A 20,723-nucleotide genomic window follows, 5' to 3' on the forward strand; every position below is an offset into this window, starting at 1 on the left:
ACGGCAACGTCAGATATCAGAACTGTCGGAATGCCTGCTGGTCCGGCCGCTGCTTGAGCCGTGCGGTGCTGACGGTCGGCCGGGCTGGCCGCAGGGGAACAGCCACCGGGACGGCGCGGTGGAACCGATGGTGGCATGGCCCTTGCGGATGGCGACGACAGTGCGGGCCACGGTGTCGATGGGGCCGGGCAGGTGGACGGGTGCCCGACCGACGCCGATGCGGACGTACGGGTCGTCGTCGAGGTGGAAGGCGCCTGCGGCCACCACCGGTGCGGGAAGTTCCTCGGACCGGTGCGCCACGTGCGGTGACCCTCCGCTAATTCGTCCACTGTGGACAGTGTGGCGGCGGTGGATGTCGACGTCGGGCATCGGGCGGTCCCGGGCGCACAAAGTGATGACAACCCATTCCGCGCAGCAGGATCGAAAGTCCCTGGCACGAAGTGCTGGCCCGGCTGGGCTGCGCCGCCGTGCCGGTGGTGGATGAGGACGGCCGGTTGGTCGGCGTCCTCAGTGAGGCCGACGTGCTGCGCTGCCGCCTGGACGGCGAGCCGCCGCCCCGCCGGGACCGCAGGGTGGCCGAGGCGATGACCACCGAGGTCGTGGTCACCGCACCGGGCGCCGAGCTCACCGAGGTGGCCCGCACGTTGGTCGAGGGCCGGCTCCGCAGCCTGCCGGTGCTCAACGGCAGGGTCGTGGTCGGGGTGATCAGCCGCCGCGACCTGATCCGGGCGCTGGTGCGCGCCGACGCGGTGATCGCCGAGGAGGTCCGGCACCGGCTCGCCGACCTGCCCGGCGCGCTGTGGAACTGGCGGTTGGAGGTAGCCGACGGCGTGGTGACCCTGGACGAGCGGAGCGCGGGCGCCACCGGCCCGTGCGTGGAGTCCGGACAGGCCCGCATGGTCGTGGTCGGTTCCCGCGGCCGTGGCCGGTCCGCCGGAATGGTGCTCGGCTCCACCAGCCAGTCGCTGCTCTGCCGCCGTCGTCCATCCACTGAGGACAGTCCACAATGGAGTGCCTCTCCGCTCGCGGCGCCGTTGCCCGGCTGGCGCTGCGGCGGCGGCACGCGCCCGAGCGTGCCGCGCTGGGTTCGGCCACGTACGCGGAACTGACCACGGTGTCAGCGGACCAGCCGCGACTCGGTCGTCGGCACCGTGGAGGTGCCCGCCGAATGGCGGACGCCCGATGGCGCCCGGCGTACCGGAACCGTGCCTGCACCCCACGGAAGGGATGACGAGGCAGTGGCGTTCTGTCCAACGCCGACCAGGTCGTCGTGGTGTTCCCCGGTCCGGACGCGCACCCGAAGCGCCCGGCCCGGTGACCTCGGCGGCCAGCAGCGCCGCGGCCACCGCCTCACCGGTGACCAGGCCGGCTGTCGGCCGGTCAAGCTCGGAGGTGGTGAGCGCGAGCAGCGTCTCGGCGCCGCGGAGGTCTGCCAGCCGTGCCGCGGCTCCGGCGATGGCGCCCGAGCGGCCAGGTCAACCGCGTTGAGCAGCGCGGTCGTGCGCAGCATCTGGCTGGTCATCATGCGCTCCGTGGTGGCCCTGCGTGGGTGGCGGCGCTGCCACGCTGCCAAGCCCCCGGGAGACCGCGCGCAGGCTCACCCGCGCCGGGGGAGGACCGCGATCGGAGTCCACTGAATCCTGGTCGGAGTCGGCACGGTGATCAGGAGACGAGGGTCATGAACCGAACCAGGCGCAGGTTTCCGCTCAGGATCCTGCTTCCCGGCCTGTTGTTCCTGGCCGTGTTGTGCGGGGCGCGCGGTCAGGACGACACCGATGTGGCGCGGCTGGCCCCCGTGGTGCTGGTGCTGCCCGCAGGGGTGCCCAGAATGCTGGTTCCGTTGCTCTGGTTCTTGCTGGGCGAGCGTCGGTGACCGCGGCCAATCGGTGCAGGGCAAGGGAATCACCGGTTTGGCGCAGTCGCCGACCAGCCTCGGGGACTTCCTGGAGAAAGGTGACCATGACTAGCAGTGCGCAGGTGGCGGAGACCGAGCCGGGGGCGCGGATACCGGTGCTGGCCCCTCCGGTGCTCCGCCGGGAGCGGCTGGAGTCCATAGTGGACAAACATCTGCGGCCGGATGCCCCGCCGGTGTTGCTGGTGTGCGCCCCCGCGGGGACCGGGAAGACCACGCTGCTCGCCTCCTGGGCTGGGCGGCGGGTCCAGGAGGCCGGGACGCCCGTGGTGCGCTGGGCCACCATCACCGCGCGGGACAACGAACCACAGGTGCTGGCCGCCACCATCGACGCAGCGCTGAGCGGCCGTTCGGGCAGCGAACCGGCTCCGGTCTGCCTGGTGCTGGACGAGGTGCACGAACTGCTGGCGCCGCAGGCTTCGCGCGAGCTGGAGCGCTGGTTGCGCGGGCTGCCCGCGGGCCTGCGGGTGGTGCTGCTGGCCCGTTTCCCGCCTCCGCTCGGGCTGGCCCGGCTGAGGGTGGAGGGCCGGTTGCGCGAGATCGGCATGGCCGAGCTGGCTTTTACGGCCGAGGAGGGTGCCGCGCTGCTCACCGCCGCCGGGCAGGCGCCCACCTCGGGTGAGCTGGACCGGCTGATGCGGCACACCGAAGGCTGGGCGGCTGGGCTGCGGCTGGCCGCGATCGCCCGCACCGGCGAACCGGACTCGGCCGACCGGGTGCTCGCTGACTACCTGCGCAACGAGGTCCTCGCCACCGAAACCGCCCTCGTGCGGCAGTTGCTGACCGCGGTGTCGGTGTGCGAGGCGTTCACCGTCGAACTGGCCACCGCGCTGAGCGGACTGGAGCAGACCGGGCACCTGGTGGACCAGCTCCACCGCGTCCGCGGGCTGCTGCGCCAACCGGACGGCGCGGGCCACTGGTACCGCTGTCACCCGTTGCTGCGCCACCACCTGCACGCCGAACTGACCCGGACGCGCCCGGAACAGGCTCTGGAGCTGCACCGGCGGGCCGCGGACTGGTTCCTGGCCGCGGGCGCCCGGATGCTCGCCCTGGAACACGCCGTGGCCGGACGGCGGGTGGACCTGGCGGCCCGGCTGGTCGCCGAGGTCGGCGTGGCGGAGCTGCTGGCCGGGCGAGCCGAGGCGCTGGCCTCGGTGCTGACCAGGTTGCCCGAGCACGTGCTCGCCCGTCCGTCGGTGGCCCTGGTGGTCGCGGCGACCGCGCTGGCCGGCGGGGACACCGCCGCGGCCGAGGAGGCGCTGCGCCGGATCGGTCACTCCGGATTGCCGTTGCGCTCGCCCCGGCTGCGCGTGCTCAGCGCGGCGGTCCTGTTGTGGCGCGGCTACGCCACTGGAGCGGGTGCGAGCGCCGAACTGGTCGACATCGCCGCGGCGGACAGCGGTTGCCCGGAGGTCGACCTGCTCGTGCTGCTGGTCAGGGCCGGCTGGGCGCTGCGGCAGGGCGACCTGCTCGCGGCCCGGTCCGCGCTGGAGCGGGCGCACCGGCTGGCCGCGGCCGGGGAACGACGGGGCGGCCTGCTGCACGTGCTGGCCCAGCAGGCGATCGTGGCCGCGGTCGAGGGCGAGCTGGCCACCGCGCGGACGCTGGCCGGCGGCGCGGTCCGCCTCGCCGAGGAGCAGCAGTGGACCACCTCCGCGATCTGCGGCGCGGCGCGCCTGGTGCTCGCCGCCGAGGCGCAGCTACGGCTGGACACCGACACCGTCCGCGCGCACCTCACCGCCGCCGCCCCGGCCTGTGCCGGCGATTCGTTGCCGCGCTTGGCCATGGGCAGCTTGACCGCGGTGCTGCGCTTCGACACCGGCGCGGACCCGCACCGGGCACTGCTCGACCTGTGCGCGCTGTGGGCCGACCACGACTGGCGAGAACTCTGCCCGCCCTGGCTGGCGGCGTGGTTCAGCCCGATGGCGGTGCGGATGGCGCTCCAGGTCGGCGAGCTGGACCGGGCCAGGCAGATCGCCGAGCACGGCACCCGGCTGCTGGGCTCCCGCGCCGAAGCCGGGTTGCTGCGCGCGATCATGCAGGCCCACCGCGGCAGGCTCAACCAGGCCCGGCGGTCGCTGGCCCCCGTGCTGGCCGGTCGCCAGCCCCCCGCGGCCGGGCACAACCTGGTGGAGGCCTGGCTGCTGGAAGCCGTGCTCGCCGACCGGATGCGCGCCGACCGGCACGCGCACCGGGCGCTGTGCCAGGCACTGGCCCTGGCCGGGCCCGGGGAACTGCTGCGGCCGTTCCGCAGCGCCGGTGCGCCGATCAGGGACCTGCTCGCCCGCAACCTCGGCCGCTACGGCCGGCTGGAACACTTCGCCGCCGCCGCGGCCGCGGCACCCGCGATCGAGCGGGCCGCGGTGACCGCCACGCTCACCAGCCGCGAGCTGGACCTGCTGGCCGAGTTGCCCTCGATGCGCACCGCCGAGGAGATCGCCGCCTCGCTCTACGTCTCGGTCAACACGGTCAAGACCCACCTGCGTGGCATCTACCGCAAGCTCGGCGTCAACCAGCGGCGGGACGCGGTGGTCGCGGCCCGCCGCTGCGGCCTGCTCTGACCTTCGAACCACTTCCCGGGAGCAGAAACGATGACAATTCCCCGTCAGCGCCGCGTTGTCCGTGTCCTTCCGCCCAGCCAGCAGCATCCGCCCGAGGTGATCGCGGCCGGCTCCGGCCGGGCCTGGGTGCTGCGGGATCCCGGAGGCGGCTGCTCCTGCCTCGCCGTCGAAGGCGACACCGGCCTGGTCCTGGTCAACAGCGGCGTCGACGTCGCGCAGGGCCGGGCCATCGCGGCGACGCTGCCGCTGCTGTCGGCGAAACCGGTGTGCGCGGTGGTCTACCCGCGGTCGGCCATGCGGCACTGCCTGGGCACCGCCGCGATCGTGCCCCCGGCCGAGGTCAGCACCGGGGCGGTCGTGGTCGCGGGCCTGCCGGCCTGGGGCACGGAGGGGCTGACCGCCGCCTGGCCACCACCGGCCGAGCCACTTGATCCCGGGCTCCCGCCGGTGCCGCCCAACCTCTTGGCACGCGGCGAACGTGGGCTCCGGGTGGGCGGCATCCACCTGCGGCTGCTCCCGGTCGACGAGCAGGCACTGGCGGTGCACCTGCCCGAGCACCGGCTGGTCTTCCTCGGTGAGCCCGGCCCGGAACCACTGCGCTGGGTCGCGGCGGTCGATGTGCTGCTCTCCGCGCGGATCGAGCACGTGCTGGGCACGCACCTCCCGCTGCTCTCCGGTGCCACGCGGGCCGAGGAGATGCTCACCCTGTGGCGGGACTCCGTGCAGCACCGGCACGACCAGGCGGTGCGCCGGAAGCTCGACGGCGCCCGGCCCGAGGACGCCGCCACGTCACTGCTGGACCTGGCTGAGTTCCCGGCCCTGCGGACCTGGCTGGGCCCGGCCCGGTCCACCTGCCAGGACGGACCTGTGCGCACGACCGCCGCGGCGGCCACCTCGGCCCGCCCGGCCCCGCGAATCGCGCGTGCCCAACGGGTTCTCCTGCTCGCCGGCGGCCGTGACCCGGTGCTGGCCGAGGCCGTCCGGCGTCTGGATGCCGCAGATCCGCAGGGGGCGGCGGAACTGGCCGCCGACCTGGTGCTGCTCGACCCGGCCGACGCCGAGGCCAGGAAGGTCTGGGGAGCGGCGCTGTGCGACCTGGCCGACGCCGAAGCCGATCCGGGGTGGCAACGGCGCTACCGCACCGCCGCGACCACCCTCGACGAGACCACCGACCCGACCGCGGCACCCCGCGAGATCGCGCGGCGACTACGCGGCCGTCCGCCCGGCGCACTGCTGGAACTGCTGCGCTACCGCCTGGATCCCGCCCGAGTCACCGGCGGCCGGACCCGGCTGCGCTGCCGGATCACCGACACCGCCGAGCACTTCGAGCTGGAACTGCGCAACAAGGTGCTGCTGGTGCGCAGATCACCCCCGGTCCGCCCGGCGGACGCCACCGTGGTGCTCGGCTCGGCCGCACTCGCGGAGTACGTGGCCGGCGCGGCCGACCTGCCAGACCTGCTGGTCCGGCACGAGGTGACCGTCGACGGCCGCCCCGAGGCCGCGGCCGCCTTCTTCGCCGCCTTCGACCGGGAGATCCGCGTGCCGGCTGACCCGGCCGCGGAACTGCCCGGTCCGAGGCGGGAACGAGACCGGCCGTGCGCGCCGCGCTGACCGCTCCGCTCAACGCCGCCCTGACCGTCCTGGACGCGGAACTGCCGGACCTGCTCGGCTCGGCGGTGACCCTCCTGCGGCCGCACGGAGGTGGCGAGCAGCCCCGGCTGCTGGCCGCGCGCGGGATCGGGGCGGTGATGGACGAGCTCCAAGCCGGGCAGCAGGGCGGACCCGTGCCGGAGGCGGCCCGCTCGGGCAAGCCGGTGCTCAGCCCGGACCTGTGGGCCGACGAACGCTGGCTCCCACTGCGGCTGACCCGAGCCTGCTCGGCCTTCCCGCAGCACAGCCGCACACTGGGCGTCCTGATCGGGGTGGTCGCGATGCCCTGCCTGACCGACCACCGCAACCTCGTGGTCCTGTCGGTCTACCTGCGCCGCGTGCCGGACCCGGCGTTGCTGGCCGTGCTCGCCCGCTACGAGCGGCTGGTCACGGCCACCGTCGCGGTGATCTCCACCATGACGGGCACCGCACCAGGCTGCCGATGGGTGCTGGACGCGCTGACCGCACGCCTGGCCCTGGACCGGGCGACCGGGATCGTGATGGCGCTGTGCCGCAGCGGCCCGGCCGAAGCCGAGGCCCTGATCCGCGACGTGGCCGACCGCGCCGGGCTGAAGCCGGCCGAACTGTCCGGGCAGCTCATCGGGCACGTGGCGGAGCGGACCGGCGACCAGGTCGCCGCGGAGCTGTGGTCCGCCCTGCTCCAGGAACACCGACCCGGCTGACCACGGACCTCCGCCCCGCCCGGCGAGGGGCTCCGGCTCTGCTCACCCAGCGCGCCCGCGCCGTGGACCGTGGTCTGGTGGTCTGGTGGTCTGGTGGTCTGGTCAGGCTCGCGGTTGCGGGCGCGGATCGATGGGGGTGAGCGGTCCGGTGCTGGCCTCGATCGCTGCCGCGGCGTCCAGGCAGAGGTCTTCGCGGAAACGCGGTCCGATGATCTGCACCGCCTGCGGCAGTCCGCCCTCGATGCCGACGGGGACGGTGACGGCGGGCAGGCCCAGAAGGTTGACGGTCACACTGATGCGGATGCGGTCCGGCCAGTCCGCCTGCCAGCGCGGGTCGAGGTCGGCTCCGGTCTCGAATGCCGGCCGGGTGCAGACCGGCGCGAGGATCAGCGGAGCCTGTCGCATCCAGGTGTGCCAGGCCCGTGCGATGGCTGCCCGCTCCATCATCGGATCGAAGGCAGGGGTGCCCGCGGCCGCGGTCCAGGCGGGTTCGAACGTCTCCCAGAAGCGGGCGAACTCACCCGGAGCGACTGTGGCCACCGGAGGTTGGTGCTCGTGCACTCGGCCCCAGGCGGACATGATCTGGTGGTAGATCTCGCTGGCTCGCCCGAGCATGGGGGGCTGGCGCTCCTCGACGAGGTAGCCGGAGCCGGCGAGCACGCCCGCCGCCTTGCGCAGCGCGGCGGCCACCACTGGGTCAACCCGGCCTCCGGGGTCGGTGACGACCGAGACCCGCACCGGTGCCGGGGCAGCAGGACCTGCCAGTGGCACCGGTGCGTGCCACGGGTCGCCGCCTGATCGGCCGCACATGTGCGCGAACGCCAGCCGCAGGTCCGCCACGTGCCGGGCGAGCGGTCCGTGCACGGCCAGCAGTTGGAATGCGAACGGCGCCGGCTGTGGTTGCCCATGGCTGCCGCTGTGGGACACCCGGCCCAGGGATGGCTTCAGCGCTGCCACCCCACAGCAGGCCGCGGGCCAGCGCAGCGACCCGGCGCCGTCGTTGCCCAGGCCCAGCGGTGTCATGCCAGAGGCGACCGCGGCGGCGTCGCCGCCGCTGGAACCGCCGGGAGTGTGCCGGGCCGACCACGGGTTGCGGGTGGCTCCCCGGAGGGTGTTGGCGGTGTGCCAGCGCATCCCGAACTCGGGCATGTTGGTCCGGCCGACCGGAATCGCGCCCGCGGCGCGGAGCTCCCCGACAGGTGTCGCGTCGCCATGGGCTACCGCGTCCCGCAGTCCGGCGATGCCGAGGGTCGTCGCAGAGCCGGCCACATCGATGTTCTCCTTGACCGTCATCGGGACACCGCACAACGGCCCCGTCGGCTCACCCCGTCGCACCGCGGCGTCGGCCGCGTCCGCGGCCCGCAGCGCCGACTCGGTCAGTACCAGGGTGACCGCGTTGAGCACCGGGTTGACCTGGTCGATCCGCTCAAGGTGCGCGCGGGTGACCTCACGTGCGGATGCCTCTCGGGCCTGGATCAGCCGGGCCAGCTCACGTGCGCTCAACGCCCACAGTTGCGTCACCGCATTTCTCCCCTGCTTGGAATCGGTGGAGTAGCGGTGGGAAAACTAGGGCGAGAAACCGGGAAGAAACAGTCTTGTCTTCTGGGCCGGCGTCAGCCGCCCGCGAAGCCGGACCAGGGCAGATTGGTCGACGCGGAGGTGGTCGGCGGCGGTCCGGTGAGGCCAGGCGGCCTCGACGGCGCCAGCCACTCTCGGCCGCCCGGGACCGCCCGGACCGAGGCAAGGCCAGCCGCTGGGGCACGGCCAAGACGCCGAGCCGTCGATTCCGGTTGCCGGACCCGGTGACCGCCTCGTAGCGTCGGAGCCCCACAGGAGCACGACATTGCTCGGGACAGGCGATGACCGTCCACCAGCAAGGCGACGAGGGCGCCGACAGCGGCGATGCCCGAGTGCCCCCAGGCCGTCAACTGCCTACGGCGGGGGAGTACGTCGACGTGCAGAACACGGTGGTCGCGGCGGTGCTCCCCGGCGTCGTGACGCAGGCCCACACGATCAACACCGTCAACATCCACCACCATCCTCCTGCCGAAGCGGTGCGGCCGGTGCCACGGCAGCTGCCCGCCACCTTGCCGGGGTTCGTCGGCCGCACCGCCGAGCTCGCCGCGCTCACCAGCGCCCTGGAGCAGCAGGCAGACGGCGGGACGGTGACGATCGCGGCCTTGACCGGTGCGGGCGGTATCGGCAAGACCTGCCTGGCTCTGCACTGGGCTCACCAGCACGCCCACCGCTTCCCCGACGGACAGCTGTTCGTGGACCTGCGCGGCTTCTCCCCACCAGGACAACCGATGCCCCCGGAAGCAGCGGTGCGCGGGTTTCTCGACGCACTTGGGGCCGATCCCGCCCGCATGCCCAGAGACCTGCACGCCCAGGCCGCCCTCTACCGCAGCCTGGTGGCCGGTAAGCGAGTGCTGATCGTGCTGGACAACGCGGCCACGCTCGACCAGCTCAGGCCGCTGCTGCCCGGGACTTTCGGCTGCATGGTGGTGGTGACGAGCCGACTGCGCCTCACCGGGCTGGTCACCACCCACGGCGCCCACCCGATCCAGCCCGAGGTCCTCACCCCGGCCGAGGCGCACCACCTGCTCGCCACCCGCCTCGGGGCTGACCGGGTCCGCGCCGAACCGGACGCGGTGACCGGCCTGCTCGCCGCCTGCGGCGGGTTTCCTCTGGCCCTGGCCATCGTGGCCGGCCGCGCCCGCAGCTTCCCGCGCACACCGCTGGCGACCCTGGCCGCTGAGCTGCGCACTGCCGTCAGCGGGCTTGACGCCTTCGACAACATCGACCCGGCCACCAGCCTGCCCGCCGTCCTGTCCTGGTCCTACCGGGCACTGACTGCCTGGCAACGCGAGGCGTTCGGTTTGCTGGGCATCGCTCCAGGACCCGACATCGGCCTTGCTGCCGTGGCCAGCCTCACCGCCCAGCCGCCGGCACCCGCGCGACGGGTGTTGCGCGAACTGGAGGAGGTGTCCCTGCTCGAGCACGACGGACACGGCCGCTGGCGGATGCACGACCTCATCCGCGCCGACGCCACCGCCGCGGCCGAGCGAGATCTCACCGACGAGATCCGCGCAGCGGCGCTGCGCCGGGTGGTCGACTCCTACCTGCACACCGCCCACGCCGCCGACCGCCTGCTCAACCCCCACCGCCAGCCCACCACGCCGGCCCCGGCCGCGGCCGGCAGCCACTGCCACGATCTCACCGACCACGCCGCGGCGCTGGCGTGGTTCGACGCCGAGCACACCAACCTGCTGGCCGCCCAGCGCGCGGCCGCCGACCACGGGTGGCACCGGGCCGTGGCGGACCTGGCGTGGACGCTGGTCAGCTACCACGACCGGCGGGGACACCTGCAGGACCGCATCACCGCCTGGCAGGCGGTGCTGGCGATCCCGGCGCCGGTGCCCGCGGCGATGCGCATCCGCGCGCACCGGCACCTCGGGCGCGCCTACGCTGACCTGGGGCGTCCCGACGCGGCGATCGAACAGCTGCGCCGGGGCCTGGTCCTGGCGCAGGACTGCGGTGACCGCACCCAGGTGGCCCATTGCCACCGGGATCTAGGTTCGGCCTGGGGATCCCGGGGAGACAACCGCAAGGCATTGGCGTACGCCACCCAGGCGCTGGCGTTGTTCCGGGCACTCGGGTCACCGGTGTGGGAGGCCAATGCGCTGCACCAGGCGGCCCGGTACGCCGTCCACCTGGGCGAGCACGACACCGCCCGTGCCCACGGCCAGGCCGCCCTCGCCTTGCACCGCCGCCACGGCAATCCCGCCGGCACGGCGGCCGCGCTGGAAAGCCTCGGCGTGCTTGAGCACGTCAGCGGAAACCACGACCGGGCGGTTGAGCACTACGAGCAGGCCTTGGCGCTGCGCCGCGAACTCGGCGACAGCTACCGTTGCGCTGGCACTCTCGACCAGCTCGGTCAGTCCCTCGCCGCCCTGGGCAGGCACGAGCGGGCCCGTGCGGTGTGGCGGGAGGCGCTGGAGCTGTACCGGGAGCAGAACCGCGGCGGCGACAGCGAACGGGTGCAGCAGCGCCTGGACAACCTCGGCGCGTGCGATGACAGCGGCGGTCATCCGACCCTGGATGAGGGAACCGTCCCGTAGGTGCTTCCGCAGCTGCCGAACGGGTCCGCGCCGGCGGGGACGTAGATGTGCCCGACGGACTCGATATCCGTGGGGCAAAGGAGTGTCCGAGACCGAGTTGAACCACCTCCCCAACCTGATGTACGCCACTGACCTGCAGCTTCCTTGTGTCAGCGCCGCAGGTACCGACTCGAGGAACTCGTCCCGGAAACCTCGCCACATCACCGAACAGCAGCATTCGTCACGGCGAGGTGATAGCTACCGCGCAACGCGGTCAGCGCGTCATGGTTGCCGCGCCGACCGCGTGCTCGACGTGCATCCGCAGCTCCACCTCACTCACCAGGCACGTGCCGATCACCGCGACACAGGCCGGCCCGACTACAACCGCACGGAGCTCACTTCCAGCGCCGCGGCCGACCGGTCACAGCCGACCGGATTCGTGTGCCACCCCGCAAGCGAGTTGGTGATCAACTCAGGAGCAGTTTCGCGGCCACCGTCGCCCCGTCGGCCCGCACCGTGCCGGCCACGGCCCGCGCCCGCGCCCGGGTCTCCCGCGCCAGGGCGGTGGTCAGCGCGGCGGACAGAGAGTCCACGGTCGGCGTCGGACCGTCGTGGGCCGCACCGATGCCCAGCTCGGCCACCCGCGCGGCGAACAGCGGCTGGTCCGCGATCTGCGGCACCACCACCTGCGGCGCGCCCGCGTGGGTCGCGGTCGTCGTGGTGCCGGCGCCACCGTGGTGCACGACCGCGGCCACCCGGCGGAACAGCGCCTGCTGGTTGACCTCGCCGACGACGAAGCAGTCGTCGCGGTCATCGATCGGGACCAGGTCCGCCCAGCCGCGGGCCAGGACCACGCGGCGGCCCACCGCCCGGATCGCCTCGATGGTCACCCGGCCGATGTCCTTCGGGACGTAGGAGGCCATGCTGCCGAAGCCCGCGTACACCGGTGCTTCGCCGGCGGCCAGGAAGGCCTCGAGGTCGTCCTGGAGCGGGCGGTCATCCGGCAGGATCCACGCTCCGGTCTGCACGACGTCAAGATCCGTGAGGCCCTCCGGCGGACACAGCACCGGGTCCGCCGCCAGCCACGGCCGCTCGGTGAAGATGTGGTCGCGGACGTTGTCCACCGGCGGGAGGCCGATCTCGGCCCGGTGGCGGTTGAGCGGCTCGCGGTACAACGCGTTCGCCCGCTCGGCGCCGGCGTCCGGCTCCCCGGTGCCCCGACGTGGCGGCAGGCCGTAGGTCTGGAGGCAGGCGAAGACGTAGCGCAGGCCCAGTTTCTCGGCCACATCCCGCGCGCCGGCCGGCATCAGGCCGGTCGCCAGCAGCGCGTCACACCCCTCGGCGGCCGCCATGAGCGTGTCGAACCGCGCCGCGACCAGTTCGGCAGCGAACCGCCGCGCGTCGTCGGGGGTCGGTGGCTTCGCGCCGCCGACCAGCGAGCGCACCGACGAGCCGAGCGGCACGTGCGGCACGCCCACCCGCGCCAGCAGCGCCGCGAAGTCCTCATCCGGCGGCGCGACCACCCGTACCTCCGCGCCCAGGCCCCGCAACGCCACCGCGAGCCCCACCACCGGTTCGACGTCCCCACGCGATCCCACGGTGGTCAGCACTACCCGCATTTCGATCCTCTTTTCCCAGGTCACGGCTCCAAGCCGGGCAAGTCTGAAGCACGGCCCGGGTCTTGTGGCAAGCCCCCCGGTGCGCTATACGTTGAAGGGGGCAGGGAGCGCGGACTCGGCCAGAGCAGGCGCATGGCGTAGCGCATGAGGCCGCTGTAGCCCACCGACGTGATCCACACCCGCAGTCCCGACCTCGGCGCCTCGATCATCTTGCCGTCGCCGATGCAGAGGGCCACGCCCATGCACCTTCGCCAGGAAAGCACGACAATTCCCGCCCCGCTCGCCCTGCCCGGGCTGGGCGGCCACCCAGCGGCACGCCTGCTCGACTGACTTTGGCACCGGGTGCTGTGAGTCCCCGGTTCACGATACGTCGAGGACGCCGGCGGCCACCTGACGGAGCGCGGCGGCCAGCCGCTCGCCCTCGCCCTGTGCCAGCAGGCGCAGGGTCGGTTCGGTGTTCAGCCCGGCGAGCAGGAGATCGACGACCACCTCGGCGTCCAGTTCCGGGATGTGCCTCGGCGAGCAGTGCGCTGATGTGCCTGTGCCAGGACCGGTAGACGGGGTGCTCCTCGCCGTGCGGGCGCGGGGCGGCGGTGACGACCTGGCCGAGCGCGGCGAGCAGGCCCCTGTTGCGGCCGACGACCTCGAACACGGCGGTCAGGAACGCGAGCAGCCGCCCACCAGAGCCGCCGCGGAGTGGGCTTCATGGAGGACAACGGTCGCCTGCGGGGTCCGCGGGCGAGGGATCTGTTCCGGTGTCGGTGTCGGTGGGGAGAAGTGCGCGGTGGTGGGCTGGTTGATCAGCGCCCCGGTGCGGGCGCGAGCTGTTGTCGGTGCGGTCAACGCCTGGCGCACCCGCCACGACCCGCTCTGCCCGGAGCAGGAGTAACACCCGCCAGCCGCAGCCCGGCGTGGGCGAGAACTCGCCTCCGCCCGGCGGCGCACCGGCCCCCAGGTAGCGGCACCAGTCGGCAAGCCCGGCGCGCAGTACCGGATCTCATCGGGGTGCCACCGCTGCGCGCTTGGGGTGGGCGGCCCAGAGGTAGCGCATGGCCGTGCTCACCGGCACGCCGAAGATCCTGCACCGCGAGAGGCAACGATCACGCCACGGCATCCCCACGGGCGTAACCCACGGGGCTGTTCGACCGAATGCCAGAGTACGGATGTGAGTCTCCGCAGGCAGCAGCCCGCGTCGGTCATGGCTCCCTGACCCAGCAGGAGGACGGTGATCTCCGGACAGAACGGACCCCCATGCGCAGGACACCTCAGGACCGCGTCCTCCTCTGAGTAGAAATAAACCTCCACCCGCCATGTGTGCGTAAATTGTCACCGCACGCATAGCATTCCGTTGTGCCTTGACCAGATCGCCGAGACGCGCCAAAAATTTTGTTCTTCCGCAATGAGTTTTCGTGGCGTATGGTCTAATGTGGAACATCAACAGCTACCGGTTCCGTCATAGTCGGAACGTATTCTCGACCGTGTGCCGGAACGGTGGATGAATATATGAAGGAGAGAGTCATGGCTAAGATGATGATCAAAACTGGTTTCGTGGGCGTGGCAGCCGCAGCCCTGCTGACCGTGGGCGGCACTTCGGCGCTCGCCGACCCGATCGCCGAAGTTGACGCGAGTCTCCTAGGTGTGAATGTCGCAGCCAATGGCCAGCTGAGCGACGCCGAGGTCTCCCTGGTCGCCGGAGCCGATACTGGCCTCGGCACCGTCGATGCCCGTGGCAACGTCGACGTCAACCGCCTCCTCGGCCGTTGACAGATCACCGTGGCCTGATCGTCACCGGTGACGCTGACGTGGAGGGGGGTGCTGTCGGGGTACCCATTTCCGACAGCGCCCCCTCGGCAGGGAACCTCGGTTCGCGACCACAGGAAAGCCGCACATGCACGGCAGAAGCCAGGTCTCGATGACCTCACTCGGTTCATGCTGCGGGATGTGAGAACTGTGCTTCCGTCAATTCCTGCCTAAATGGCGGCATGCCCGAAGGTCGCCGCAGTGCAGTCCTGGCGGGCCACCAGAACGAGAGCCCTGCACCCAAGCGGTTATCCGTCGAATCGCCGGGTCGCCGAACGGCACGACAAGGAGCGCGCCACTCGGCACGGCCGGTTTGTACTTTGGCTGGCGCTTCGTGGTGCCGTGTTCGTTGGCCAGTTCGAGCATGGACAGGAAGTCGCGATCACTGATCTCATCGCAGCCGCAAGCACGCTGGATGAACTGCCGTTCCTCGCACAGTCCGCAGTAGCCGACGGATTCTGCAAACCCGTGGTGACGGGATCAAGCAGACCGAGGTAGGCAGCGCGGACCGAGCGCGTAGTCGCGGACAACAGCGCGCCCAGCTTCTCTGCATGTGTCAAGGACGCTGAAGCCATGCCCGGAGACGTCGATTCTGGTGCCAAGTAGGCAGCGAGATGACCGGGTAGACTTTCCGCAGGTCAGGCCAGCATCATGATTCGCATGAACACCTGCCTTGTGCAGGGATGTGACATTCTTGTGTCCGAGGGGGAACTTGAACCCGGCAGCACGTGAAATCTCCCAAATATTGGGGAATCACGCAGTCAGGATACCTCTTCATGCTGCGGGCGCGCGATGGCGGCCACCGCCCTCCGTGGGTGGCGACCGACTCCTTCTGTAAGTCGTATGTTGCTGGTTGAACGTGTCGACGGCGGACGGTGGTCGGCAAATCCGGGCGTTCGCCGAGCGACGGGTGCTTGTGGCGGCGGCGCTGGTGGTGCACGTCGCCGGTGAGCCCCAGCCTGTTACGGCCTTCGTGGCGAAGCCAGGCGACCGCGAGTGGTGCGTGAGGTCGGCGGCGCTGTTTCCGGGGAAGGCTCGCGCTCCTGCACTTCCTGGAGTGCGCGGAACGTTGGTGACGGCGAATGCCGCCACGTCGTCGTCCCTGCCATGGAGGACCGCCCGCGCGGGGACGAACTGCACGACTGGCGAGCAACCTGGCGCGTGGTCAGGGCCACCCCGCCTGCGCGGGGACGACCGGCCGCGGTTCCGGATCGCCGCGGCGATCGGTGGACCACCCCTGCCTGCGCGGGGACGACCCGACTGCCGACCAGTACTTCCTGACCAAGTCCGGACCAGCCCCGCCTGCGCGGGGACGACGCGGTGGCCGAGCAGAGCCAGCTCACCGATCGGGGACCACCCCCGCCTGCGCGGGGACGACTGCCCGTAAAGGTGAGCTGCGAGCTCCTTGGGGGGACCACCCCCGCCTGCGCGGGGACGACCGGGCTAGTTCACTGGTCTGGGGCCGCGAGCAGGGACCACCCCCGCCTGCGCGGGGACGACACTTTCTGACCTGCGGCTCTGTGGGTGCTGGAGCGGTTTCTCATTCACTTTCGGCAGGCTGTGGTTCATCTTCGTCCGAAGCGTCGGCGTTTGCTGGCATCGTTCCACCCCGGTCTACCGACCACCCCGTCTGGGTGGCCGCCCGCGTTTCGGGGGTGGGGCGGAGCATCAGGTTGATGCCCTCGAGGTCCACCGGGACCCAGTTGTGCTCGGCGCTTCCGGACCGGTTTCGCGCGGTGAAACTGGGAACGGCCCGGTCGCCGAGCCCGGCGCGACCACCTTGGCGGGACCAGCCCCGCCTGCGCGGGGACGACGCGATCTGCTCTGGCAGGACCGTCATCTGTTGCTCGTCGCGGCCGTTGACCAGCCGCAGGCCCCACGTGGTTGATCCTGGCCGAGCCGCACCCGGCTACCGAAGCCCGGCCGCAGCTTCGCAGGACTGTGAAACGTCGGAAGAAGGCACCGCGCCGGAGACCAACTGGGCCGAGTACGCCCCGGCCGTGCACCGCTGGGAAGCCGTAGTCGGGCGCCGAACCCCAGACCCCACCCAGCTCGGCAAACCCGTGCTATCGCCAGCCTTCGTCGAACACCTCATGGGCCTGCCACCCGGCTGGGTCGCCGACCTCGACCTGCCCCGCACCGCCCAGTTGCGCGCCCTGGGCAACGGCGTGGTGCCCCAGCAGGTCGCCTACGCACTCACCGCCCTCCTGGCCGACTTCGCCGCACTCACCCGGGGCGAGCACCGCGGGTGCACAGCGAAGGCGGTGCGGGCGGCATGCCCAGGCGCACCGAGTTCCCAGGTTCCGGCCCAGCGCTGCGACTGCTGTCACTTCGCGTGGAGGAGAAACGATCAGCCAAGCAACCAGCGGAACTGACCGCTGCTTCCGAGCTCCTCAACCGCCCGTTCGACCGATCCTCGGTCAGTTCCCGGACCGTGATGACGTTTTTCTCGTAGAGCCTGACCGCCCTGGCGCTCGATCGGGCGGCCGCGACCCGCGAGGGGTGCTGGGGCGGATGGCGGCGCGTCAGTGATTCAACGCCTGCTCATGTCGGGCCAAGCGAGGGATGGCTGCTCGGTGCGTGCTGGTCGAGCAGTGCGCCAAAGATCTGGCGGCCCAAATGTTCGGCGGTGGTGGTGTCGAGGAGTTCGCCGGGGGTGCTGGGGTGCTTGCTCATCCAGAGGTGGGCAGTGGCTGGGGTGGTGAAGGCGTTGATGTCGTCGCAGCAGCAGTCAGCTGACGGTCCAGTGCCGGTGGCCGCGCTGGAGAACACGACCGCGGTGGCGGGTTCCCAGTTGTAGCGTCCGTTGTGGACGGTTATGACAACCCGATCACCGGTGACCGGGTCGATGGAGGTGATGGTCGCGTCCGTGCCGAGCATCGCCGGCATGCCGAGGGCGTCGATGGCGCACATGGCTGACACCGTCAGGCCGGTGGCGAGCCGGACGTGGTGGCGGGTCGGGACCGAGGAGAACGGGTAGGCGATCCTGATCGCTCCTGCCGGGTCAAGACGGATCACGTCCGCGTCGTGCAAGCGCGTCAGAACTGAGTCCGCAGTGGCGCCTTCGGATGCCGCGACCGGCTGGAGCTGTTCCCGGGACGGGGGCCGGCCGGTGGCGGCGAACGCCCGCAGGATCGCCTGGTGCACCGCGTACGCGGCCGGGTCGTCAGGTGCGGTGCGGGCACGCCACACCCGCAGGTCCTCCGCTGAGGAGATGACGTTCCCGGCCAAGTCGCAGCAGTCCGACGATCCCGGCATCGCCGGGCCGTGGGCGGACCGCGGCGGGGGAGTGCTCAGCGGGCCGAGGGCGGCGCGGAGCTGCGACGGTGTCGGCGTGCCCGTCGGGCTTCCCTGTTCGTCGCGGTAGATCCGGCACGACACGTTGGGTGTCTGGCCGGGTTCGGCGAAGGGGTCGGCACCGTCGACGAGCAGGGTCGGCGAGCCGTTCATGCCGGTCTGTGCGGCCTGCTCGGCGGTGTCGACCACCTCGATGGTGACGGTGACGTCCTCGCGGCCGGAGAGCACCTCGGCCAGCCGCTGCCGGAGCGGAGCGAGGTTCGGGCAGTCCGGGACGGCCAGGATCCGTAGTTTCACGACGATTCTCCGGTCTGCTCGTGCAGGGTGTGCAGCAGGGTGCAGCCACGGTCGTTGCGCGGTAGGTCGCAACGGTCCACCAACTCGCTCAGGGAGTTCCGCATCCGGATCAGGTCCGTGACCCGGTCCTCGATGTCGGCCAACCGGGCCGCTGCCAGCGTCCGCGCGGCATCGCAGGACGTCGGCCCGCCGTCGGCCAGGTGCAGCATCTCCTCGGTCTCGTCCAAGGTGAACCCGAGCGCCTGGGCACGTTTGATGAACCGCAGCCGCAACAAGGCCTCGGCAGGGTACTCGCGATAGCCCGACGTCGACCGCGCCGGCGGGGCCAACAGGCCCCGGCGCTCGTAGTACCGCAGCGTTTGCGGATTCACCCCGGCCTGCTGGGCCAGTTCACCGGTGCGCACGAGGTCAGCATGAACCCTGTACCCGGGTACAAGGCAAGAGCCCGTGGCATCCGGCACTGACCGGTGCCGTGCCGATCTGCGTGATCCTCTTGACGAGGAGGCATTCGCCCGCCTGCTGATACCGATCGGGATCCATGGCGAGCGGCAGCCGCGTCATGAGTTGCGGTGTGTGGTCACAGACCGATCTGGAGTTGCACTACCTGTGGTAACGAGACCAGTCTGTGCTCCTCGTCCATTGTGGTCGGTCGTAGCGTGCCGTGGATGACAGCCCTCTGGACCCGGATTCACGCCCAGCTCAGCCTCCCACCGTCCGAGCTGACCTACGAGATGGTGCGGGAAGCCGTGGCACAGAAGGTTTGTGCCACTGACGATCTGCGCTGGATACCATCGATGCCATCGCCCGGCAGCGAAGACGGGCACGACTTCGGCACCGCCGTCGCGGCGCTGGCCAACGCCGAGGGCGGGATCGTCGTTGTCGGGGTGACCGACGTGGACGGTGCCGCTGAGAAGATCATCCCCGTTCCGGTTGACCTTGCGCCGCAACGCGAACTACGTGCGCTGGCCGCCTCCTGCGTCAGGCCCCTGGTCGACGGGATGGTCATCGCGCCGTTGGCCGCGGGCACTGGCGAGGGTGGTGTGCTGGTTGTCGCCGTGCCGGGCAGTGTGGACGCGCCGCATGTCGTCGGGGAGTTGTCCGCGTTGGGGGCACCGTACTTTGCCGGAGCGGACCTCCGATGGATGAGCGAGCACCAGCTCGCCCAGGCCTACCGCAACCGCTTTCGCGCCGCGGCGGACCAACGGGACGCCATCGCCGAACTTACCGCCCGCGCGGATGCGCTGATCGAGCCGGCGGAGCGCACATGGCTGGTGGTGACGGCCGTTCCTGCCAGGAACGGGAAAGCCGCATCACCGCCTCTACCGCGCGCGGAGGTCGCAGCGGTGCTGGAGGCTGGCCTGAAGCTGGGGCACGAGGCGTACCCGATACGAGGCGACCGCTTCGACGTCCTGAGGTTGTTGTCCTCAGACGCCATCCGCAATCCGAGAACCGGCCTGCGATGCTGGGTGGTCCGGTCGAACCACTACGCCGAACCACTCGAGCGTGACGACCTGGTTCATGTTGAGCTGCACCAAGACGGCTCCGTGCTCATGGCGGTCGCGGTCGACAAGTTGGTGCTCCGCGAGGAACAGGCCGCTGTGGGCAGGCGTGTTCCGGTCAAGGCGGTCGAGGCTGTTGTCATGGAGGCGGTGGCGGTCGCGTCGGCGTACAGCCGCAATCGTGGGCGCACGAGCTTGCTCCGCACGCGGGTGGAGTTCCGCACCGCCGAGACGGATGTTGCCCTGCTGGCGGTGGACAGCATCGGGTACATGTCGAACTTCATGCAGGTGGTGCCGGGCTCCCGGGCGGTACGCCGGCCGGTGGCCGTCGAGGCGGAGCTCGACCCGATCGGCGAGGTCGACTCGCTGCGCGGGTTCGCAGGCCGGCTCGCCCAGGACATCCTGCACCAGTTCGGCGTCGAGCGGTGCGCGCTCCTGGGCTGACCGCTCAACCGGTGAGGAACCGCACCAAGGTCGCGTTCAGCTCGGCCGCGGAGTCGAACATGCCGTTGGCGTGCCCCACCCCGGCCAGCACCACGAACTGCGCCCCGGTGATCGCCCGCGCCGCCTCCCGCGCGCTGGCGGGCGGAAAAGCGAGATCGTGCTCGAAGGCCACGATCAGGCACCGGGTGCCGATCTGGTGCCACAACCCGGTGCGGTCGGTCTCCAGCAGCCAGTCCTGGCAGGCGGCGTGCTGGCCGAGCAGGCCGGGACCGTGCCAGTGCGGCTGGGCCGAGAGCAGGGTGTTCCACTTCTCGACGGTGTCGTCCTCGTTCTGCAGGGCCACCGACGGCAGGCTGTGGGTGAGGTTGTCGAGGATGTACACACTGTCCGGGATGGTCACGCCGGTGGTCATCAGGTCGCGCCAGGCGCGCATGCGAGCCCGGGAGTAGGCGGTGGCCGGACCGGCGCTGCCGATCAGGGTGACGCTGGTGAGCAGCTCCGGCCGGGTGCCCGCGAGGTGTTCGGCGACGAAGCCGCCCTGGGAAAGCCCGACGACGTGCACCGGGCCGAGGTCCAGGTGCTTCAGCAGCTCGGCCACGTCGTCGGCCAGCTCCGGCACGGTGTATGGCCCCGGCGGGGCGTCGGACTGGCCCACGCCGCGGCCGTCGACGGTGATCGGCTGGAAACCGGCCTCGATGAGGGCGGGGACCTGGGCGATCTGCCAGGCGAAGCCCGGCATTCCTGTGCCGCCGAGCAGCAGCACTGGTTCGCCCTGGTCACCGTGCACGTCGTAGGCGAGCCGGATCCCGTTCACCTCGGCGAACAACATGTGCTGCCTCCCTGGTCGGCTGGCCGTGTCCT

At 71.6% G+C, this 20,723-nt stretch carries 16 protein-coding genes and 1 CRISPR repeat array; of the genes, 9 read left to right on the forward strand and 7 right to left on the reverse strand.

What is annotated here, in order from left to right; genetic code table 11:
* Positions 1–9: 9 nt before the first annotated feature.
* On the reverse strand, positions 10–369 hold the full coding sequence (locus N8J89_RS20460) for a hypothetical protein (RefSeq protein ID WP_283665984.1): 360 nt from the start codon (positions 367–369) through the stop codon (positions 10–12).
* Between the two features lie 71 nt (positions 370–440).
* Here N8J89_RS20460 and N8J89_RS20465 point away from each other — a divergent pair, with 71 nt between their 5' ends.
* The 5 genes from N8J89_RS20465 (at position 441) to N8J89_RS20485 (ending at position 6,806) form a co-directional block, all read left to right on the forward strand.
* Entirely contained in the window at positions 441–1,109 is a 669-nt protein-coding gene (locus tag N8J89_RS20465; RefSeq protein WP_283665985.1) for a CBS domain-containing protein, read from the forward strand.
* 569 nt (positions 1,110–1,678) lie between these two features.
* Positions 1,679–1,873, forward strand: coding sequence for a hypothetical protein (locus N8J89_RS20470; protein ID WP_283665986.1), 195 nt, complete (start codon positions 1,679–1,681; stop codon positions 1,871–1,873).
* Between the two features lie 86 nt (positions 1,874–1,959).
* A complete protein-coding gene (locus N8J89_RS20475) occupies positions 1,960–4,473 on the forward strand; it encodes a winged helix-turn-helix domain-containing protein (protein ID WP_283665987.1) in 2,514 nt (837 codons plus the stop codon).
* A 30-nt stretch (positions 4,474–4,503) separates the two neighbouring features.
* Positions 4,504–6,084, forward strand: coding sequence for an alkyl sulfatase C-terminal domain-containing protein (locus N8J89_RS20480; protein WP_283665988.1), 1,581 nt, complete (start codon positions 4,504–4,506; stop codon positions 6,082–6,084).
* Positions 6,069–6,806 carry an ANTAR domain-containing protein gene (locus N8J89_RS20485; protein ID WP_283665989.1) on the forward strand — a complete coding sequence of 246 codons (738 nt, stop codon included), beginning with the start codon at positions 6,069–6,071 and terminating at the stop codon, positions 6,804–6,806. Before N8J89_RS20480 ends, N8J89_RS20485 begins: the two co-directional genes overlap by 16 nt.
* A gap of 102 nt (positions 6,807–6,908) precedes the next feature.
* Here the strand turns inward: N8J89_RS20485 and N8J89_RS20490 are convergent, their stop codons facing one another.
* Positions 6,909–8,327 carry an amidase gene (locus tag N8J89_RS20490; protein WP_283665990.1) on the reverse strand — a complete coding sequence of 473 codons (1,419 nt, stop codon included), beginning with the start codon at positions 8,325–8,327 and terminating at the stop codon, positions 6,909–6,911.
* A gap of 338 nt (positions 8,328–8,665) precedes the next feature.
* Here N8J89_RS20490 and N8J89_RS20495 point away from each other — a divergent pair, with 338 nt between their 5' ends.
* Positions 8,666–10,927 carry an ATP-binding protein gene (locus N8J89_RS20495; RefSeq protein WP_283665991.1) on the forward strand — a complete coding sequence of 754 codons (2,262 nt, stop codon included), beginning with the start codon at positions 8,666–8,668 and terminating at the stop codon, positions 10,925–10,927.
* 446 nt (positions 10,928–11,373) lie between these two features.
* Here the strand turns inward: N8J89_RS20495 and N8J89_RS20500 are convergent, their stop codons facing one another.
* Together N8J89_RS20500 and N8J89_RS20505 are read right to left on the reverse strand one after the other, a co-directional pair.
* A complete protein-coding gene (locus N8J89_RS20500) occupies positions 11,374–12,525 on the reverse strand; it encodes a glycosyltransferase (RefSeq protein WP_283665992.1) in 1,152 nt (383 codons plus the stop codon).
* 360 nt (positions 12,526–12,885) lie between these two features.
* Positions 12,886–13,014 carry a hypothetical protein gene (locus N8J89_RS20505; RefSeq protein ID WP_283665993.1) on the reverse strand — a complete coding sequence of 43 codons (129 nt, stop codon included), beginning with the start codon at positions 13,012–13,014 and terminating at the stop codon, positions 12,886–12,888.
* A gap of 52 nt (positions 13,015–13,066) precedes the next feature.
* On the opposite strand from N8J89_RS20505, the gene N8J89_RS20510 reads away from it, so the two are divergent.
* Both N8J89_RS20510 and N8J89_RS20515 read left to right on the forward strand, forming a co-directional pair.
* Positions 13,067–13,414 (forward strand): hypothetical protein, encoded by a 348-nt coding sequence (locus N8J89_RS20510; protein WP_283665994.1) that lies wholly within the window; start codon positions 13,067–13,069, stop codon positions 13,412–13,414.
* A 629-nt stretch (positions 13,415–14,043) separates the two neighbouring features.
* Positions 14,044–14,289, forward strand: a complete 246-nt coding sequence (locus tag N8J89_RS20515; RefSeq protein ID WP_283665995.1) for a hypothetical protein — start codon at positions 14,044–14,046, stop codon at positions 14,287–14,289.
* A gap of 1,263 nt (positions 14,290–15,552) precedes the next feature.
* A CRISPR array of direct repeats spans positions 15,553–15,825; the repeat unit is 29 nt; unit sequence GGGACCACCCCCGCCTGCGCGGGGACGAC.
* Between the two features lie 1,044 nt (positions 15,826–16,869).
* Here N8J89_RS20515 and N8J89_RS20520 read toward each other — a convergent pair.
* Positions 16,870–17,850, reverse strand: coding sequence for an alkylmercury lyase family protein (locus N8J89_RS20520; protein WP_283665996.1), 981 nt, complete (start codon positions 17,848–17,850; stop codon positions 16,870–16,872).
* Between the two features lie 65 nt (positions 17,851–17,915).
* Positions 17,916–18,323 (reverse strand): MerR family transcriptional regulator, encoded by a 408-nt coding sequence (locus N8J89_RS20525; RefSeq protein ID WP_349497496.1) that lies wholly within the window; start codon positions 18,321–18,323, stop codon positions 17,916–17,918.
* A gap of 261 nt (positions 18,324–18,584) precedes the next feature.
* Here N8J89_RS20525 and N8J89_RS20530 point away from each other — a divergent pair, with 261 nt between their 5' ends.
* Positions 18,585–19,862, forward strand: coding sequence for a hypothetical protein (locus N8J89_RS20530; RefSeq protein WP_283665998.1), 1,278 nt, complete (start codon positions 18,585–18,587; stop codon positions 19,860–19,862).
* A 4-nt stretch (positions 19,863–19,866) separates the two neighbouring features.
* Here N8J89_RS20530 and N8J89_RS20535 read toward each other — a convergent pair whose 3' ends face one another.
* On the reverse strand, positions 19,867–20,691 hold the full coding sequence (locus tag N8J89_RS20535) for an alpha/beta fold hydrolase (RefSeq protein WP_283665999.1): 825 nt from the start codon (positions 20,689–20,691) through the stop codon (positions 19,867–19,869).
* Between the last annotated feature and the right edge of the window lie 32 nt (positions 20,692–20,723).

It is taken from the genome of Crossiella sp. CA-258035, from assembly GCF_030064675.1.
In the GTDB taxonomy this organism is placed as follows: domain Bacteria; phylum Actinomycetota; class Actinomycetes; order Mycobacteriales; family Pseudonocardiaceae; genus Crossiella.